This is a genomic window from Flammeovirga kamogawensis (assembly GCF_018736065.1).
Taxonomy (GTDB): domain Bacteria; phylum Bacteroidota; class Bacteroidia; order Cytophagales; family Flammeovirgaceae; genus Flammeovirga; species Flammeovirga kamogawensis.
Genome location: NZ_CP076128.1, coordinates 1,364,338 through 1,381,932 on the forward strand (window position 1 = coordinate 1,364,338; position 17,595 = coordinate 1,381,932).

Annotated in this window: 19 protein-coding genes; 8 read left to right on the forward strand and 11 right to left on the reverse strand. The window is 31.0% G+C overall.

What is annotated here, in order from left to right; all coding sequences use genetic code 11:
* Nucleotides 1-6 precede the first annotated feature (6 nt).
* The gene (locus KM029_RS05360) at nucleotides 7-840 is read right to left on the reverse strand and encodes a phosphate ABC transporter substrate-binding protein (protein WP_144072283.1); all 834 of its coding nucleotides are present in this window, start codon (nucleotides 838-840) and stop codon (nucleotides 7-9) included.
* A 193-nt stretch (nucleotides 841-1,033) separates the two neighbouring features.
* Here KM029_RS05360 and KM029_RS05365 point away from each other — a divergent pair, with 193 nt between their 5' ends.
* Entirely contained in the window at nucleotides 1,034-1,579 is a 546-nt protein-coding gene (locus KM029_RS05365) for a 1-acyl-sn-glycerol-3-phosphate acyltransferase (protein ID WP_144072284.1), read from the forward strand.
* A 44-nt stretch (nucleotides 1,580-1,623) separates the two neighbouring features.
* Here KM029_RS05365 and KM029_RS05370 read toward each other — a convergent pair whose 3' ends face one another.
* Both KM029_RS05370 and KM029_RS05375 read right to left on the reverse strand, forming a co-directional pair.
* Entirely contained in the window at nucleotides 1,624-1,773 is a 150-nt protein-coding gene (locus KM029_RS05370; RefSeq protein WP_158630965.1) for a hypothetical protein, read from the reverse strand.
* Between the two features lie 212 nt (nucleotides 1,774-1,985).
* Nucleotides 1,986-3,602 carry an ABC-F family ATP-binding cassette domain-containing protein gene (locus tag KM029_RS05375; protein ID WP_144072285.1) on the reverse strand — a complete coding sequence of 539 codons (1,617 nt, stop codon included), beginning with the start codon at nucleotides 3,600-3,602 and terminating at the stop codon, nucleotides 1,986-1,988.
* A 251-nt stretch (nucleotides 3,603-3,853) separates the two neighbouring features.
* Between KM029_RS05375 and KM029_RS05380 the strand changes: the two genes are divergently transcribed.
* Nucleotides 3,854-4,108: a hypothetical protein gene (locus tag KM029_RS05380; protein ID WP_144072286.1), complete on the forward strand. Its 255-nt coding sequence runs from the start codon at nucleotides 3,854-3,856 to the stop codon at nucleotides 4,106-4,108.
* A 4-nt stretch (nucleotides 4,109-4,112) separates the two neighbouring features.
* Nucleotides 4,113-4,436, forward strand: a complete 324-nt coding sequence (locus KM029_RS05385; RefSeq protein ID WP_126612324.1) for a DUF3467 domain-containing protein — start codon at nucleotides 4,113-4,115, stop codon at nucleotides 4,434-4,436.
* Nucleotides 4,437-4,475: 39 nt separating this feature from the next.
* Here KM029_RS05385 and KM029_RS05390 read toward each other — a convergent pair whose 3' ends face one another.
* The 3 genes from KM029_RS05390 to KM029_RS05400 all read right to left on the reverse strand — a co-directional run bounded on the left by KM029_RS05390 (nucleotide 4,476) and on the right by KM029_RS05400 (nucleotide 6,980).
* Nucleotides 4,476-4,814, reverse strand: a complete 339-nt coding sequence (locus KM029_RS05390) for a tRNA-binding protein (RefSeq protein WP_144072287.1) — start codon at nucleotides 4,812-4,814, stop codon at nucleotides 4,476-4,478.
* Nucleotide 4,815: 1 nt separating this feature from the next.
* Nucleotides 4,816-5,718 (reverse strand): hypothetical protein, encoded by a 903-nt coding sequence (locus KM029_RS05395; RefSeq protein ID WP_144072288.1) that lies wholly within the window; start codon nucleotides 5,716-5,718, stop codon nucleotides 4,816-4,818.
* Nucleotides 5,719-6,182: 464 nt separating this feature from the next.
* Nucleotides 6,183-6,980 (reverse strand): tRNA pseudouridine synthase A, encoded by a 798-nt coding sequence (locus tag KM029_RS05400; protein WP_144072289.1) that lies wholly within the window; start codon nucleotides 6,978-6,980, stop codon nucleotides 6,183-6,185.
* 133 nt (nucleotides 6,981-7,113) lie between these two features.
* Between KM029_RS05400 and KM029_RS05405 the strand changes: the two genes are divergently transcribed.
* On the forward strand, nucleotides 7,114-7,635 hold the full coding sequence (locus KM029_RS05405) for a GNAT family N-acetyltransferase (RefSeq protein WP_144072290.1): 522 nt from the start codon (nucleotides 7,114-7,116) through the stop codon (nucleotides 7,633-7,635).
* Here KM029_RS05405 and KM029_RS05410 read toward each other — a convergent pair.
* Both KM029_RS05410 and KM029_RS05415 read right to left on the reverse strand, forming a co-directional pair.
* Nucleotides 7,632-8,507, reverse strand: coding sequence for a MaoC/PaaZ C-terminal domain-containing protein (locus KM029_RS05410; RefSeq protein ID WP_144072291.1), 876 nt, complete (start codon nucleotides 8,505-8,507; stop codon nucleotides 7,632-7,634). The two genes, KM029_RS05405 and KM029_RS05410, sit on opposite strands and share 4 nt — an antisense overlap.
* Before the next feature lie 109 nt (nucleotides 8,508-8,616).
* Nucleotides 8,617-8,880: a rhodanese-like domain-containing protein gene (locus KM029_RS05415; RefSeq protein ID WP_144072292.1), complete on the reverse strand. Its 264-nt coding sequence runs from the start codon at nucleotides 8,878-8,880 to the stop codon at nucleotides 8,617-8,619.
* 185 nt (nucleotides 8,881-9,065) lie between these two features.
* Between KM029_RS05415 and KM029_RS05420 the strand changes: the two genes are divergently transcribed.
* Complete coding sequence (locus KM029_RS05420; protein WP_144072293.1) at nucleotides 9,066-10,184, forward strand: hypothetical protein; 1,119 nt, start codon at nucleotides 9,066-9,068, stop codon at nucleotides 10,182-10,184.
* A 111-nt stretch (nucleotides 10,185-10,295) separates the two neighbouring features.
* Entirely contained in the window at nucleotides 10,296-10,835 is a 540-nt protein-coding gene (locus tag KM029_RS05425) for a sugar O-acetyltransferase (protein ID WP_144072294.1), read from the forward strand.
* 58 nt (nucleotides 10,836-10,893) lie between these two features.
* Here KM029_RS05425 and KM029_RS05430 read toward each other — a convergent pair whose 3' ends face one another.
* Nucleotides 10,894-11,793 (reverse strand): Dyp-type peroxidase, encoded by a 900-nt coding sequence (locus KM029_RS05430; RefSeq protein ID WP_144072295.1) that lies wholly within the window; start codon nucleotides 11,791-11,793, stop codon nucleotides 10,894-10,896.
* A 274-nt stretch (nucleotides 11,794-12,067) separates the two neighbouring features.
* On the opposite strand from KM029_RS05430, the gene KM029_RS05435 reads away from it, so the two are divergent.
* Both KM029_RS05435 and KM029_RS05440 read left to right on the forward strand, forming a co-directional pair.
* A complete protein-coding gene (locus tag KM029_RS05435; RefSeq protein WP_144072296.1) occupies nucleotides 12,068-12,958 on the forward strand; it encodes a lysophospholipid acyltransferase family protein in 891 nt (296 codons plus the stop codon).
* A 155-nt stretch (nucleotides 12,959-13,113) separates the two neighbouring features.
* Nucleotides 13,114-14,001 (forward strand): lysophospholipid acyltransferase family protein, encoded by an 888-nt coding sequence (locus tag KM029_RS05440; RefSeq protein ID WP_144072297.1) that lies wholly within the window; start codon nucleotides 13,114-13,116, stop codon nucleotides 13,999-14,001.
* Between the two features lie 57 nt (nucleotides 14,002-14,058).
* On the opposite strand, the gene KM029_RS05445 is transcribed toward KM029_RS05440, so the two are convergent.
* Nucleotides 14,059-15,303 (reverse strand): T9SS type A sorting domain-containing protein, encoded by a 1,245-nt coding sequence (locus KM029_RS05445; RefSeq protein WP_144072298.1) that lies wholly within the window; start codon nucleotides 15,301-15,303, stop codon nucleotides 14,059-14,061.
* Between the two features lie 257 nt (nucleotides 15,304-15,560).
* Nucleotides 15,561-17,594, reverse strand: a complete 2,034-nt coding sequence (locus KM029_RS05450; RefSeq protein WP_144072299.1) for a glycoside hydrolase family 97 protein — start codon at nucleotides 17,592-17,594, stop codon at nucleotides 15,561-15,563.
* Nucleotide 17,595: the final 1 nt, after the last annotated feature.

Below are 17,595 nucleotides of genomic sequence, written 5' to 3' on the forward strand. Positions count from 1 at the left end.
TTTTATTTAAAATACTGGAATGTATCCTTTATGTGCAATAATTTGTTGTCCTCTGTCTGACAATGCGAAATTGATGAGATAGTCGACCTTTAATTTATCAGATTTTCTGTAGTATAAATAAAGAGGTCTAGATAAAGGGTAAATTTTCTGAAGTGCATTCTTAAAAGACGGATAGATATATTTATTATTTCTATCACATATAGCAAGTGGCTTTACAATTTCTTCTACATAAGCAATACCACAATAGCCTATAGCACCACGCTCTAAACCGACCCTCTGTACCACACCTGCGTTAGATCTAGAAACAATACATGTGTTTGTAATTGCTTCATCATTTAAAATAATTGACTCCATAAATCCATAACTTCCAGAGTTTTTATCTCTAGAAATCACTACAATTTGTAAATCTTCTCCTCCTAGTTGTTTCCAATTTGTTATTTCACCTTTGAAAACCTTTTTAAGTTGAGCTATAGTTAACTTGGTAACTTTATTAGATGGGTGAGTTATAATAGAAAGAGCATCATATGCTATAATATTTTCAAGTAATTGATCATATTTCTTTTCTATTTTTACTTTCTCATTTTCTTCTACTTTTCGAGATGATAAAGCAAATTCAATGTCGTAATTAGTTAATCCTTTAAAACCTAAAGAACTCCCTCCACCAATTATATCTACGGATTTAGTGGTTCTAGCTTTATAAATTTTTACCAGTTCTTCCATTAACGGAAGCATAGTATCACTCCCTTTACCTTTAATGTTTTGTCCATTTAGTTGTTGAATGCTTGAGAGAATTAAGATAGATAGTATTGCTAGCTTGCTATATTGTATTAATCTGTTCATCAGTTTCTAAATATTAGTTGTACTACAAAAGTCGGGTTCAAAAATGAATTGAATAAGAATTAAATGTTTACATTTTGTTGATTTATATGACTTTTCCAACAACAGAAAATGAATAAATGAATGCTAAAATTTGTCGTTTAGTATTATTATCTCAATATTGGCAGGCTATTGTAAAGAAAATCATGTTACGTTAATGAGAACACTGAGTATTTGGCTTTTTAAGCTGTTGGGATGGAAAATAGAAGGAGCCTTACCTGAAGATGTTAAGAAATTCGTAGTTGTAGTCGGACCACACACTAGTTTTTGGGATTTTATCTTAGGTATTCCTGCTCGGAAAATTGTAGGCGTCAAATCTAAATTTTTTATTAAAAGTTCTCTTTGTAAGGGTATACTAGGAAAATTTTTAATCTCATTAGGTGCAATTCCTGTTGATCGATCTAAAAATACGCGTCTAGTTGATAATGTGATTAGTGAATTTAATTCTAGATCTGAGTTAATTATGGCTGTTACTCCAGAGGGTACTAGGTCTTATAACGACAATTGGAAGACAGGTTTCTATAGGATTGCAAGAGGTGCTAATGTTCCTATATATATGGTGGGAATATGCTTTAAAACAAAACGATTTGTTTTTGGGGCTAAAGCTAACTTAACTGATGATATGGACAAAGACATCTACAACATCAAAAAATATTTGAGTCAATTTGAAGGTAAACATCCACAAAAAGGAATACATGTTTAACTATAAATGGCATTTGATTATTAATTAATCAAATGCCATTTACTTTAATAAGGATATGTAGGATAATAAGGATCTTCATCTTCTGGAGGATCTCTAAAATCAATTTCTTCATGCGGAGAAGGTTCTTCTTCTTCTGTGCACGAAGAAAAAAATAATGGCGATAATAAAAGAAATAAAGCAAAATACTTTTTCATAGGTATCTTATATTTTGATAAATGCTGTTTGTAAAAACTCTTCAAATTAATTCTATCAAGAATTTCTGATTTGTCTCTTAAGCAAAAGTAAAATTAAATGAATCACTTTTGAAACAATGTTTCCTACAATTAACATTATATACAATCCTTTAAAATAAAAAAGGTATTGAAGTGCACTACTTCAATACCTTTTTCTATTTGATAAATAGTTTCTACTTCGCGTATAAACTATCTCTTAATTCTTGAATTTGTTCAGAATTGATATATTCATCATAAGGCATGTGTCTATCGATCATACCATTTGGTGTTAACTCAATTACTCGGTTACAAACTGTAGAAATAACTTCGTGGTCATGAGATGACATTAATATATTTCCAGGGAATTTTGTTAACGAGTTGTTCAATGCCTGAATCGACTCTAAGTCTAAGTGGTTTGTAGGTGTATCTAAAACTAATACGTTCGCATCCGAAAGCATCATTTTAGACATCATACAACGCATTTTCTCACCTCCTGAAAGTACAGAAGATTGTTTAAAGATTTCCTCTCCAGAGAATAACATTTTACCTAAGTAACCTCTAATAAATGCCTCAGACGTATCACTAGAATATTGTCCTAACCAATCTACTAAGTTTAGATCATTTTTGAAATATTCACTGTGTTCTACAGGTAAATACGCTTTAGTAATTGTTACACCCCAATTGTATTCCCCTTCAAAGTCAGCGTCATTTTCATTGATAATCTCAAAGAAAGCAGTCATTGCTCTAGGATCTCTTGATAAGAAAATAATCTTATCATCTTTTTGCATCGAGAATTCAACATTTTTGAAAAGAACATCTCCATCAATTGATTTCGACATTTCTTTTACTTCAAGAATATTGTTACCAGCAGCTCTTTCTGGAGTGAAAATAATACCAGGATACTTTCTTGAAGAAGGTTGAATTTCTTCGAAGTTTAATTTCTCTAACATCTTCTTACGAGATGTAGTTTGCTTAGACTTGGCAGCATTGGCAGAGAAACGAGCAATAAACTCTTTCAATTCTTTGATCTTCTCTTCTGCTTTTTTGTTTTGCTGTGCTTGTTGACGTGAAGCTAATTGACTTGACTGATACCAGAAAGAATAGTTACCAGAGAACATTGAAATCTTAGAGAAATCAATATCCACAATTTGCGTACAAATTGAATCTAAGAAGTGACGGTCGTGAGAAATCACCAATACCGTGTTTTCAAAGTTTGCTAAGTAATTTTCTAACCAAGCAATTGTTTCTTGATCCAAGTCGTTGGTAGGCTCATCAAGTAATAAGTTATCTGGTTTACCAAATAAAGCTTGTGCTAGTAACACACGTACTTTTTGCTTACCACTTAGATTAGCCATTGTTTGGTAGTGAAGATCTTCAGCAATGTGTAGACCACTTAACAAGTTTGCTGCATCAGATTCAGCATTCCACCCATCAAGATCTTCAAAACGTTCTGTTAACTCAGAAATACGAATACCATCTGCTTCGTTAAAATCTGGCTTAGCATATAACTCGTCTTGTTCTTTTTTAATTGCCCACAATTCATCATGACCCATCATTACAGTATCTAAAACTGTAAATTCATCAAATTCGTGGTGTTCCTGCTTTAGTACAGAAGTACGTTCACCTTTTCCAAAAGATACATTACCTCTAGTTGGGTCTTGCGCACCATATAAAGTTTTTAAAAATGTAGATTTACCTGCACCATTAGCACCGATAATACCGTAGCAATTGCCTTCTGTGAATTTAAGGTTTACATCTTGGAAAAGCACACGCTTACCAAATTGAACGCCTAAGTTTGAAACTGTTATCATTATGAATATTATGAGTATATCAAATTATCTTGCAAATGTATCAGAATGTTTTTAACCCTACAAAATTGACATACAAATACTTTTGAATGAACCAGTATTTCTCAAAAAAATAGCTAATTGATTCACTTTATTCTACCTAAATCTATAAATATGCAAATAGATTCTTTTGATATTTACTAAAGTAGGCTTTAAGTTCATTATTGGACTCGGTATATGTTGTCATATTCTAAATGAACTACTAAATTGCCTAAATGAATGATCAAATAGCAGTGCTTATTAAAAAGTACAAAGACTTATCAAAAGAATCGGAGCATGAAGCTGCTGCAAAAATTACTAAAGAATATGTTTCTGGTAAATATAGAGAACGTGTAATTGAAGCTGCTTTTGGAATGCTTGCTGAAAGTGATAAATATGATGAGGACCATCCTTTGGGAGGCTATTACTACATCATTTATGAAATGCTGCATGCTGGAGCATATTTATTAGCAAAAGAAGATAAATCATAATATAATGGATCAAGAAGAAAAAAAACCAGAAAATCAAATTAACATCGAATTAACAGACGATGTAGCTGAAGGTACTTATGCTAACCTTGCAATGATTGCCCACTCTAATAGCGAGTTTGTAATTGATTTTATTAGAATGATGCCTGGCTTACCAAAAGCAAAAGTTAAATCAAGAATAATCTTAACTCCAGAACATGCAAAACGCTTGTATATGGCTTTACAAGATAACTTAAAGAAATATGAAGGTCAATTTGGCCCTATTGGAAAGACAGAGGAAGCTCCTAAGTTTCCAATGAATTTCGGTATGACAAATACAGATCCTCAATAATAAAAAAGCCTCATTGATTATCTCAATGAGGCTTTTTTACTACCCAATTCTACTCCCATTTTTCACTTTTAAACCAGGGTGTAAAAGTGTAACATCATGTTCCTCTCCAATGGCACCTAAAACCAAGCATTCTGACATTATAGTTGCAATTTGCTTTGGTGGGAAATTTACCACTGCAATAATTTGTCTATCAATTAAATCAGACGGTTTGTATAATTTAGTAATCTGGGCAGATGTTTTCTTTTGTCCAAATTCACCAAAATCAATTATCAATTTATAAGCAGGATTTCTAGCTTCTTTAAATTCTTCTGCCGAAATTATAGTACCCACTCTCATTTCAACTTTCAAGAACTCATTCCAATTTAAATCAGTATTCATTCTACTTTGTAATTTTCTTTAATGAACCATCTTTATTCAATTTTGCAGTTACTTGTTTTATAACCTTTGCTCCATATGTATTATTTTCTCTGTACGTCATTGTTACATTCAGTACCCTACCTTTTTCTGATAAATTTGTTTCTACATGTTCAAAACTTTCAGGATCATTCATATTACTTTTTATTTCATCTACTAATGAAATGATGGCACCTTCTTCATTAATTTGAGAAGATAGAGATTCTTTTAATGATATTTGTTCTGAAACAGATTTTACTAATTTTTGATCAAAGTCTGGAGATACTTTTAAGAGTTCATCACGTGCGTCATCAAACTCTTTTATGCGTACAAATTCTAATGTATTTTCAATAAATAGTTCATTTTCTAATTCAAAAATCTTTTTCTTTAATCCTAATCTCGTTCTTTCTCTATAAGAAGAATCAATTTTAGAATAATAAACTTTTGCTTTATCAATGTTACGTTCTTTTATGTAGTTTTTAGTTTTGGTGACATTTACCTCTATCAAAGCAGAATTTAATTTATTTCTGATTTGACCTACTTCATTTTGTTTATATTCAGGATCAATTAATTCAAGATATTGACTACAGCTCCCATACCACTTCTTCTGAAGGCAAACTTTTGCGTTTACCATTGCTGTCTCGTTTAAATTATTGATTAAAATAGAAACACTGTCCTTCTTAAAATCACTACTAATTAAGTCTAGTTGTAATTTTGCTTGTGATAGACTTTCAACTTTACCTTGTTTTATAAACTTTTGAATACTCACAAATCTACCTTCATCAAATTGTAATGTATTCTTAATCTCTCCTGCAAAAAAGAAATATCCTGCACCGCCTACAAAAAGTAAAATAAGAACAGTAAAAAAATATAAGATCCCTTTTTTCATTTCTAAGTATTGTTAATTAGCTCAATTGTTTACTATAAATCTGTGTATTAGTTCTTAATACCAAAGTTAAACAATGCATCTTATAAACTTCTTTTTTCTTCAAAATTTTAAGTGTAAATATGATTTTGTAAATTTTAACATCAATTTATACAAAAAAGTCACAGCCCAAATAAAATTCTGTTTAAAGTTGTTTACATAAAATAAAATTAATGAATGGCCACTCACTTAACTGTATAATCCTATTATTTATACTAATTTTCACATTCTATATAAAATTATCAAAAAGTGTGAAAAATTCTCATAACACTGAACAACAGACAAAACGATAAAAAACTAAAGTTTTAGCTTTGGATATGAACATAATTTCACCGTATATTTATATCATAAAGCAGCAATAAGAAATAGTTTTTGGGTTATTAAAGGAATTAAAAAGTCAACCGCGATGTGGTTGACTTTTTTTATTTTTAGACAATTTCGTCATCGTAACTCATTGCATTAAGGTTTAAACCAGAAGCTGGAGCTATGTAACCTAAAGGTTTTTTAATATCACTAAATTCTAAAGACTCTTTAATTTGATCTAATGTCAATTCTCCTTTTCCTAACATAAATAAAGTTCCCATAATCAGCCTTACTTGGTTTCTCATAAAACCTTTACCATGTACATTTAGAACATAACTATTTTCCGGAAAAAATGAAGCTGTTACTACATCATTTATTTTAATCTCGCACAAATCAATAGTTCTTGTTAGCTCTACTCCTTCTTTTGGAGCTTTACAGTATCTACCAAAGTAGTGTTGTCCTTCAAATAATTTGGCACCTTCTATCATTACATCAATATTAAGGTCATCCATTACAGAAACCATAAAAGGTGCACAGAAAGGATGGTTTTTAGCTCCGAAGGTAAATAAATATTGGTACTCTTTAATTTTAGAACTTTGAATTACATTAAATTCATCACTTACTTTTTTAATAGAGAGTGCCTTTATATCACTTGGCAGATTGATATTGAATTCTTTTAAAAATTCTTCTTCATCAAGTACATCAAACACAAACAGCTCAAAGGCTGAATGATTTGCAGATACCATTGCATCAGTTCTACTTGTTCCTAAGGTTTTGAATTTTATTTCTCCTCCTAAAACATAATTAATTGTTTTATCAATCATGCCTTGTACCGTTTTTAAACCAGGCTGTACCATCCAACCATGGTATCGATACCCGATATATTGGATTTCAAAGAGGTAATTATGTCGTTTTTTCTTCATTATTAAAAAGTACTTTTATAACTTCTTTACCTAATTATTAATTTATAACTCAAAGAAGTCCTTTCATTACATAAACTTATGTATATTATTTATAAAATACATCTCGTTTAACTTACCTTATTATTAAATCAAAATGGTTGAATTAATTGATGCTTCAGAAAATTTTAATACACTTTGGGATATTTACTTAGAAGCGTTTCCTAAAGTCGAGCAAAGGTCCAAAGAGGGAATAATTTCTTTAATGGATACACCCAATTTTTATTTTGAAGGTATCTATGTAGAAAAAAAGTGCTGTGGTTTAGTATGCTATAGAGAATTAGGTGATTTTATATTTATTGAATACTTAGCAATGCATGCAAACAGTAGAGGTTCTGGTGCTGGTTCTGCATTTTTACACTACTTTATTGAGAAATATAAAGGCGAAAAAATAATTCTTGAAGTTGAACACCCAGTAGAAGATATTCAAAAAAGAAGAGTAGGTTTTTACGAGAGAAAAGGGTTCCATTATAATGATAAGATTTTTATGGCACCTCAAACAATTGAAGGAGGACAAGCACTACCATTAAATTTTATGTCGTACCCACTGTTGTTGGAAACTCAAGAGTATGAACAAGTAAAAAAATTACTACTAGATAAAGTATATAACGAAGATTAAAATTCGCAACTCCCTACCATTAATGAATTACCATTCTTATCTTCTAGAGCAATTTTATAAGAATTGTTACTTTCTTGTTTTTGAGAAAGCATTACTTGAAGGTGATCATTTGGTAGTTTAACAGGGCGGATAAAACGAACACTCATTTGTTTTAATGGCTGATTTTTATAGTTCTGAATTATTTCAAAGGTTTTTGTGTACATTCCGAAGCCATGTAAAATTGTACCCTTAAAAGGGGTTGCTTTTGCTATAAAATCTACCCAATGTAAAGGGTTCAAATCACCAGAAAGGATTCCAAAACGTAAGCCATCTTTTTTATCAACACTCCATGTTGCAATACGTTCTAAAGGAGTTTCATCAATTTGATGTTCCTTTTTACCATTACGTGCTCTTTTACCTATTATAAAAGCTGTAAAGAGATGTACCTCAATACAAATATCTTCTTTAGAGTTACCAATTTCCATTCTCTGATGAACTCTTGCACGTCCATTTTCTTCGGTAATCTCTACAAACTCAGTCTTTAAATAAATTTTACTAGCAGTAACATCTCCAAAAACTTTAACTTCTACCCCTTGATTAATAATTTTTGCCAATGGATAAGGTAACTTATTAAGCAAATCTAATCCAAATGATAATGCATATTGACAAAACATATGAGGAGGTAAACTCTTATATCGCCCTTCCTTAACTCCCGTCCATTCAGAATAAGCTTTTAATAAAGAATTGGTAGGAGGTTTTACAAACGTCTCTTGAGCGGGAACTTCTTTTGAACCTTTTTTCTTAAGAAAAGGAAGTACAGTCTGTACAAAAGTTCTACTAACAACATATATCATAGGGCGTTGTTGCCATAAAAAAGTTTTAGAGACGTTCATTCTTAGTTTGGATTCTGATGTTAAAAACGTAAATATATAGTATTAATAACTAAAAAAGCATGTACTGATAGACAATACATGCTTTTTTACGCTGTAAGAATTCTATTTCTTACAATAAACTCTCCCAACCACCAGCGTTATATACTTCTTTAACTCCAGCTGCCTCAATTAATGCTTTTGCAACACCTGCTCTCCCGCCAGATAAGCAACAAACAACCAATGGAGATCCTAATTCTTTCACCTCAGTAATTCTACTTTGAACATCATTTACAGGAATATTTACACTTCCTTCAATATGTCCTTCATTAAATTCTTCTTCAGAACGAACATCTAATAATTTAACTCCTCCTGATATTAATTCCTTATAATTCATTGTGTTTAAGTTTGATTTATGCAAAACTAAAGACTAAATAAGTTACAGTTTGTAACATTTATCACACAGTTAAAATTCATAATTAAGGTTTAATAACAGTTACATTGTTACCTTTTTGTTTTATTTCACGTTACACAAACTATTATTAGATCTAACACTTATTATATTATTTATATATCTCAATTATGAAATTTTTATACTTCTCAATACTCTCTTTTGTAACACTGTTTCATTCTTTTAGTTCAAATGCTCAAACTATAGTTGATAAAACACATCAACATAAAGATAAAATCAGTGCAGATACATCTTTAATTATGAGAACTAATCATGATTATCCCTACAGATTACCAATTCTTGGTCAAAAAGTTTACGACAAAGGATATTCTCTACCATTACCAATTGGTTTTAGCGTGAGCTACGTGAACACTTCTATGGGAATGGGTATTTCTGACCTTGGAGTTGGTTTCAAAGGAGTTGATAGTAATAAACCTTATTTTGGAGCTAATATTCCTCAAGAAAAAATTGATCAGATTGTTAAAGGTCCTATTTTAGAATCGTTAAATAATAATGTTACAATGGCCACTGCTACTGGTATGAACTATAGAATGGATATGTATATTCTCCCATTTTTAAATGTTTATGGTATGGTCTCTGATGTAAGCGGATCTACAACTGTTGGCCTTGGAGGAGGAGGCGATAATGGTGGATTCGGATCTACTGTAGATTTTGACGCCTTGGCATATGGTGGTGGTTTTACACTTGCTTATGGTTATAAAGGATGGTTTTCTTCTATAGATATTAATTATGCTTTAAGTGATACCGACCTATTAGAAGATCAAATTGCAATAGGAACTTACTCTATTAGGTTAGGTAAGAAATTTAATATAAACCACGGTAAACAAAGTATTGCGGTATATATAGGTGCAATGAACCGTAATTTTACGAATGATAGCTCTACTCCTGGTTCTATTAACTTAAATGATGTTATTAAAAATGATATTGATTTAAGTCAGCCTATAGAGAACATTTACAGTGGATTAAGTAGAACACAACAAGCATTAGTTAAACAAATTTTAGGCGGTGCACCTGATGGTTCTAGATTAAACAACCAAATGAATGGTATGATTGATAATACTGTTGTAGAATATGAAATCAAAAAAGACTTATTGCAAACATGGACTGTGCAATGTGGATTTAGTATTGAATTAAATAAACACTTAGCAATAAGAGGTGAATATGGTATTGCTGATAATAATAAATTTTTAATGACAGGTTTAAATTATAGATTCGGTATCAAAAAATAGATCCTAAGTTTAGAGTTTTTAATCTGTTAATTACCCCTAAGTAAACCTTAGGGGTATTTTTTTGTAGTTCAATTTATTGTAATTTGATACTATTACTTAGCCTTTTAAAATATGACTGAAAAAGAAAAATTATTAGCAGGTTTGCCTTATGATGGCAATAATATTGAACTAATAAAAGATAGAAGGAATTGTAAAATTCTGTGCAAAGAATACAATGACAATCCTGTTGATTTAGACATAAATGTGCTTTCAAAAATTATTGGGAAGAAAACAGAGGCACATATAGAAGCTCCTTTTAAATGTGATTATGGATACAATATATCCTTTGGTAAAAACTTCTATGCTAATTTCAACCTAATCATTTTAGATTGCTCAAAAGTAACTTTTGGTGACAACGTTTTTATTGCTCCAAATGTTCTTATCACTGCGGTTGGGCATCCAACAGACCCCGTTGAGAGAAATACAGGAATTGAATACTCTAAACCTGTAACAATCGGAAATAACGTATGGATTGGTGGGAATGCAACTATTTTACCTGGAATTACTATTGAAGATAATGTAACAATTGGAGCGGGTAGTGTAGTGACTAAATCTATACCCGCAAATTCTATTGCTGTTGGTAACCCCTGTAGAGTAATAAAATCAATATAAATAAAAAGCCTAAAGATTTTGAGATCTTTAGGCTTTTTATATTAGATATATACTTCACCTAATCTGCTAGGATAGTTTTTAAATCTTCTAAAGAAGGTGCAAAAGAATATGCTCCTGTTGTAGCTTTAGAATAGTTCATCATTTGATCATAAACCCCATCTTTTGTATTCCCTAACATTCTTTCTAATTGAATATCAATACGGAAAGGATCACAAGTGTATGCAATAAAGAATAATCCTTTTTCAGTTGCTGACCCAAAAGGAAAAGATCTTCTCCATATTTTCATCGCAACTCCCTCATGACTTGCATCTGTTCTAGATACATGAGAATCTGCAGGCATAGCGTCTCCTTCAAGTTCAATACTGTCAGGTTTTGTTCTACCAATTACTTTTTCTTGAATACTAACAGGCAGTTCATTAAATTTAACTAAATCATGTACCCATTTCTGATGGAAAACAAAACTACCACCTGCTGCAGGTTCACCTTCTGGTACAATTGCGGCTAGATATTTCTTTTCTTCTTTTGGATTTGCAGAACCATCTACAAAACCAGTTAAATCTCTATGATCTTTATATACAAAGCCATTTTCTGATATTACAATTGTAGTAATATCTTTTAAGGCTTCTTGAATTTGAATTGTCTTGTCTAATACTTGAGAATTATCAATACCAATAACTCTAAAATATAAATCAGCTTGGTTAGAAGGCATTACAAAGTCATTAACCCCATTCAGCTGTACATAGTTTTTAAAACCTTTTGGTTGTATTTGAGGTGCTAATACTTCTAGAATATCTTTACCAAAAGATACGACTACCTCAATTTCTTCCGATTTACCATGTAATGCATTATTAAGTGCTTTTTTAATTCTAGACGAAGAGATATTTTCATTTACTTTATATTCTGTAACATTGAAAATGTTCGCTTCTTCATTAAATATTCCTAATTGATAATTTTGCATTTCTTTATATTATTTGATTTATATCTATCCGTATAAATATACAAACGTTTCTGAATTTATATCAGTTATTTATATTATAATTCTTTAAATAAAAATTTGTTTAATATATCTCTTAAAATAACACAGAACACCTCAAACAACTGATAAACAACGCTTAAAGCATTAAAATATTTAGACATAAATAAAGTTTAAACAAATATTAATAATTGATTTTATATTTGATATTTTTATATATTTATACTTTCAAAAAAGTAGCAGATTATCAGAACTCTTTATGTTGACAAAACTATTTTACAGGGTTTTTATTTACCCTATTACAATTTTACCATTCAGTATATTATACAAAATTTCAGATTTCTTATATCTAATTCTATACAAACTAATAGGTTATAGAGTTAAGACGGTTAGATCAAATTTAAAAGGTTCTTTCCCAAACAAATCTAATGAAGAACTAAGAGAAATAGAACAAGAGTTCTATAAGCATTTGTGCGATTTAATAATTGAAAGTTTTAAAGTCTTTAATATTAAAGAAGAAGAACTTTTAGAAAGGTGTGTGTATAAGGATTTAGACCTACTCAATAAATACAAAGACAGAAATTTATGTATTATTGGTCCGCATTACAATAATTTTGAATATGCAGCAACTACAGCAACCGTATCTGTAGGGAGAACAATAAGTTGCTTATTTTCTAAGTTATCTAATGATTTTTTCAATCAAAAAATCACAGCTTCACGAAGTCAATTTGGACTTAATATGATTCAGAAAGATTTTGCAGCAGACTACTTTTCTAAAGAACATAAAGAACCTTTCGGTTTAATTTTTGGAGCAGATCAATCTCCAACATACAGTAAAAATGTAATTTGGATTGAGTTTTTAAATAGAGAAACAGCTTGTTTTTATGGTCCCGAAAAATATTCTAAAGAACATGATATGGTTGTTATTTTCACTAAAATAACTAAAGTTAAAAGAGGTTATTATGAACTCAATTTTGAATTAGTTACTGATACTCCGTCTAAAGAACCACATGGATTCATAACAGAAAGACACAATCGCATTTTAGAAAGTGAAATTCTGAAAAAGCCTCAATATTGGCTTTGGGCTCATAAAAGGTGGAAGAGGAAGAAACAAGAAAATGAAGAAATAATCCCATCTTCAAGTATATAAAATGTTAGAAAAGGTTAGTATTTGATAAAAAAATACTAACCTTTTTTGTTTTCCGTAACATTAACTAAGTTTTTAACGATTCTACTATTTAATTGCATACTTTTGATGCATTGCTACACAATTTTATAGGGCAGGATTAGTTTGACACCTATTATATGACTAGAATTTTATATTTATTATTTATTAAACCAATATCTCTGCTCCCGTTCAGAGTATTGTATCTGTTATCAGATTTCCTTTATATTATTTTATATAAAGTTGTTGGTTATAGAACAAAAGTGGTTAGACAAAACCTGACAAACTCTTTTAAGGATTTGTCCAACGAAGAAATTAAAGACATTGAATCTAAATTTTATCACCACCTATGTGATATTATCTGTGAAAGCCTAAAAGTTTTCAGCATTAGTGAAAAAGATCTTTTTGAAAGATGTATTTACAATGATCTGGATCTTATCAATAAATATAAAGATAGAAACCTATGTATTTTAGGTGGACATTACAACAATTGGGAATACGCAGGAACGGTTTCTACTAAATATGCTAATAGAGAAATAGGTGCTTTATTTACAAAGTTATCTAATAAATTTTTCAACAATAGAATAACACGTTCTAGAGAAAGATTTGGTCTTAAAATGATTGATAAAAACCTTGCAAAAGAATATTTCAATTCTGAAAATAATAAACCAATAGGTATTATTTTTGGGGCAGATCAATCTCCAACATACAGTAAAAATGTTGCTTGGACAGAATTTCTTGGTCAGGATACTGCTTTGTATTTTGGGCCGGAGAAATACTCAAGAGAAAATGATATGGTTGTGATTTATACTCAAATTGTAAAGAAGAAAAGAGGCTTTTATGAGTGTAACTTCGAACTTATCACTGATGATGTAACAAACACAGAACATGGTGAGATTTTAGAAAAGTATACTCGTCTTTTAGAACGTGATATTAAAAATGAGCCCCAATATTGGTTATGGACTCATAAACGTTGGAAAAGGAAGAAAAAAGAAGGTGAAGAATTATTAGAGACTTCAATGGTATAAAAGCAAAAGGTCAATCTAGAACGAACTAGATTGACCTTTTTTATTGATCCACTTTTTTTATTCAATAACAATTTTATTACTAGAAGTATTTCTTCCGTTGGAAATTCTCAGAATATAAACACCTTTCTGTAATACTTTTGGTACTTTATATAACGTGATAATATTTCCCTCTGCATTGTTCAATACTATATCATGAGATAACACTTTACCCTTAGTAGAATAAAATACACCAACTATAGGGTTATTCGCATCTGCCCCATGAATCTCTAAAGTCAAATCTACTCCATTTGCTAATAACGATGGGTAAGCTTTACATTGAAAACTATTTTCAGTATCTACGAACGTAACAATACCAAAATATTCTTTTTTGCCATCAAAATCATGCTGAACCAACCTATAATATTTACCAGAATAGTTAATATCCAAGAATTCATACTTTAAAGTAACATTGCTATTACCTCCAGCTTCTACTCTTCCAATTGTTTTCCAATTTGCTTTATTATTAGAAGATTGAACTTCAAAATGACTTGAATTTTGTTCTGACGCCGTTTCCCAAATCAATAAATTCCCTTTTGAGGTTTGTTGTCCTTTAAAGTAAGTTAAGGATACTGGGAGGTCAATATCTCCACAAAAATCATTTCCAGAGGCATAATTACAACCATTATCACAATCTCCATCAATGCCAATAGAAACATTAGAATTATCAAAATCACTACTTTGACATTTATAATTTAAATCACCCCCATTTCCATCACTATCCGCTTCTACTATTATTTGCCCATGATCATGATCAGCAATTCCGCAATGTTTAATTTTCAATCCTTGATCAGCATCTAAATTACCCCCATGAATTTTTAATAGACCACAGACTGCAATTGTAGTCCCTCCTCCATTAGTATAAGTTAAATCACCATTGATTGTTAAAGTACCATGAACTGTTAATATCTGTCCAGAATTTGTTGATCGAATTGAAGATAACGTAGCATTAGCCGTTTGATTAACTGTAAAAGTTTGTCCTGAATTTGCTAATATTAAACTTAGGTTATCTGATATTTCATCCAAGTTAAAGTTAATTGTGATAGATTGTTTATAAGTACCACTTGTTGACATATGTACAATATCATTACTAGTAGGATACCCCAAGGATGAAGAACCCGATTCTAAATTCCAATTTGATGTTTTCCTCCAATCCGCTGCTGAATTAAATATATGATGTTTGGGATTGAATTTACTCTGTGCATTTACTAGTTGAATTGAGAATAAAAATATTATTAGAACAATTGAAGAATAAAAATTAAGCATGTCTATTTAGTTTAGATATCAATTGATTAGGTCGTTTACTTTTCGACAGTCAATACAAATATTGATCTAATTCAATAGGACTTTTATAATTAAAAACTGTATTTTGCTAATAAACATCAATAACAATATACACATCAATTATTTATAGAAACTTACTAAATTTCATCTTAAAAAATTAAATAATAAGTAGTTTTAAAATCAAAAAAGGTTGTCTTAGTACAACTAAAACAACCTCTTCTTTTAAAACTAAAATAATTTTATTGCAACACCTCAAAGTGAATTGCTGTACCGCCACCTGAATTCATTTGAATCAATAATGCTTCGGTTGAGGTTACATTTTTTTCTGTTACAACATATTTAGTTGGTGCTAACAAATATGTACTACCTGGAGCATCTGCATAAATTGTTGCTTTATAAACTTTGTTTGGTTCTAAGAAATCAAGACTTACACTTACAGCTCTCCCTGTTTCATCTGTTGCTGCTCCTAACAACCATTCCGTTCCTTTTCTTCTTGCTGTAATAGCAAACTGCCCAACTTCACCATTTAACATGATACTTTCATCCCAATCTGCTGTAGAAGATTCTAAGAATTTAAATGCCTTCAACTCTTTCTCATAATTTTCTACTAGATCAGAAGCCATTTGTAAAGGACTATACAAGATAATTGACAACGCCAATTGTTTTACTAAAGTAGTATTTACTCTAGCTTCGTTCATTATCTCTGCTGTTGTATTCCAAGCTACTCTATTTGGAGAGTTTTCATACTTAACGTCAAAGATACCTGGCGTATAATCAAGTGGTCCGCCTAACATTCTTGTAAATGGTAAAATTAATGTATGATTTGGAGGGTTACCATCACTCCAACCGTTCCATTCCATTCCTTTTACACCTTCACGAGTCATCATGTTTGGCCATGTTCTTCTAATACCTGTTGGTTTAATAGGTTCATGTGCATCTAAAACAATTTCATATTTAGCAGCCATCTCTACAACATGTCTATAGTGATTAACCATAAACTGACCGTGATGATGTTCTCCCCTTGGGAAAATACCTCCTGCATAACCCGTTTTTAAAGCATGAATACCTAGCTTTTGATACAATTTAAAAGCCTGATCCATATATTTTTCATAAGATGGAATATCTCCACCTGTTTCGTTATGCATTATTAAAGATACATTATTGTCTGCTGCATATTTAGCAACTTCTTCTAAGTCGTAACCTTTTGCAGGAGTGATGTGGTCAAATGCGTTCTTTTGTCCCCATTTGTCCCAACCAGAATTCCATCCCTCTACAACTACACCCCCAATATTATGGTTCGCTGCAAAATCAATATATTTCTTTGCAGACTCAGTTGTTGCACCTTGTCTAGGCCCTTCTTTCCATTCTTTAGTTCCGATATGAAACTCCCACCAAATTCCGATATACTGCATTGGTTTAATCCAAGAAGTATCTTCTATTTTAGAAGGTTCATTAAGGTTTAAAATCATATTAGAATTTACAAGATCTGCCGCTTGGTGCCCTACTTGGATTGTTCTCCAAGGAGTTTTTGATGGTGCAGATGTTCTTACTTTATCACCATTAGCCCAAGGTACTAATGCAGATTCATAACTATATTTACCATCTTCTTTCATTTTCAAAGTCATGCCTGCATAATCTGTCAATGCTGCTTCATGAATACTGATATAATGATTGTTCGCCGTTTTAAACGTCACAGGAGTTGCTACCCAAGTTGCAGAATCTATCGTTGTGTGGTTGTACAGTTTTTCATAAGTATCATAATCTGCCCAAATCCACCAAGCTTCATGGTTGTTAGAGAAATTAAATTGAGATTTCTCATCCATTATCACAAAATCAGTTAGATTTTCTTGCTTAGGAAACTCGTAACGAAAAGCCATACCATTATCAAAAATTCTAAAAATGATATTTAGCTTTCTCTTTAAACCAGATTTTTCCTGTAAGGACACGGTTAATTCATTATGGTGATCAACCACTTTTTTGTTCTCTCCCCAAGGCTGTTCCCAAGTTTGGTTTAAGGTATTTCTAAGTTCACCAATTACCTCAAAATTGCTTGATAATGGTTCTTGCCCTTTGATATCAAATCCTAAATAAGATTGTTCTATGATAGATTCCCCTGCCCAAGTTAATTTATACCAAGGCTTGCCGTCTTTATCTAAATCAAATTCTAAAGTTAATGTTTCATCCGGAGATGTTGAGGTTAAGTAAGTAGGTGTACATGAGAACATGCACATGCTAAATATTATAGCAATACTTAGGTTTATATAGTTTTTCATA

What these genes read in the sequence shown, in the direction of transcription:
- KM029_RS05390 (WP_144072287.1), bottom strand. Translation starts at nt 4,814, where the DNA reads ATGAATACTGATTTAAATTGGAATGAGTTCTTGAAAGTTGAAATGAGA.
- KM029_RS05405 (WP_144072290.1), top strand. Translation starts at nt 7,114, where the DNA reads ATGGTTGAATTAATTGATGCTTCAGAAAATTTTAATACACTTTGGGAT.
- KM029_RS05435 (WP_144072296.1), top strand. Translation starts at nt 12,068, where the DNA reads ATGTTGACAAAACTATTTTACAGGGTTTTTATTTACCCTATTACAATT.
- KM029_RS05440 (WP_144072297.1), top strand. Translation starts at nt 13,114, where the DNA reads ATGACTAGAATTTTATATTTATTATTTATTAAACCAATATCTCTGCTC.
- KM029_RS05370 (WP_158630965.1), bottom strand. Translation starts at nt 1,773, where the DNA reads ATGAAAAAGTATTTTGCTTTATTTCTTTTATTATCGCCATTATTTTTT.
- KM029_RS05385 (WP_126612324.1), top strand. Translation starts at nt 4,113, where the DNA reads ATGGATCAAGAAGAAAAAAAACCAGAAAATCAAATTAACATCGAATTA.
- KM029_RS05415 (WP_144072292.1), bottom strand. Translation starts at nt 8,880, where the DNA reads ATGAATTATAAGGAATTAATATCAGGAGGAGTTAAATTATTAGATGTT.
- KM029_RS05430 (WP_144072295.1), bottom strand. Translation starts at nt 11,793, where the DNA reads ATGCAAAATTATCAATTAGGAATATTTAATGAAGAAGCGAACATTTTC.
- KM029_RS05410 (WP_144072291.1), bottom strand. Translation starts at nt 8,507, where the DNA reads ATGAACGTCTCTAAAACTTTTTTATGGCAACAACGCCCTATGATATAT.
- KM029_RS05395 (WP_144072288.1), bottom strand. Translation starts at nt 5,718, where the DNA reads ATGAAAAAAGGGATCTTATATTTTTTTACTGTTCTTATTTTACTTTTT.
- KM029_RS05375 (WP_144072285.1), bottom strand. Translation starts at nt 3,602, where the DNA reads ATGATAACAGTTTCAAACTTAGGCGTTCAATTTGGTAAGCGTGTGCTT.
- KM029_RS05425 (WP_144072294.1), top strand. Translation starts at nt 10,296, where the DNA reads ATGACTGAAAAAGAAAAATTATTAGCAGGTTTGCCTTATGATGGCAAT.
- KM029_RS05400 (WP_144072289.1), bottom strand. Translation starts at nt 6,980, where the DNA reads ATGAAGAAAAAACGACATAATTACCTCTTTGAAATCCAATATATCGGG.
- KM029_RS05450 (WP_144072299.1), bottom strand. Translation starts at nt 17,594, where the DNA reads ATGAAAAACTATATAAACCTAAGTATTGCTATAATATTTAGCATGTGC.
- KM029_RS05420 (WP_144072293.1), top strand. Translation starts at nt 9,066, where the DNA reads ATGAAATTTTTATACTTCTCAATACTCTCTTTTGTAACACTGTTTCAT.
- KM029_RS05380 (WP_144072286.1), top strand. Translation starts at nt 3,854, where the DNA reads ATGAATGATCAAATAGCAGTGCTTATTAAAAAGTACAAAGACTTATCA.
- KM029_RS05445 (WP_144072298.1), bottom strand. Translation starts at nt 15,303, where the DNA reads ATGCTTAATTTTTATTCTTCAATTGTTCTAATAATATTTTTATTCTCA.
- KM029_RS05365 (WP_144072284.1), top strand. Translation starts at nt 1,034, where the DNA reads ATGAGAACACTGAGTATTTGGCTTTTTAAGCTGTTGGGATGGAAAATA.
- KM029_RS05360 (WP_144072283.1), bottom strand. Translation starts at nt 840, where the DNA reads ATGAACAGATTAATACAATATAGCAAGCTAGCAATACTATCTATCTTA.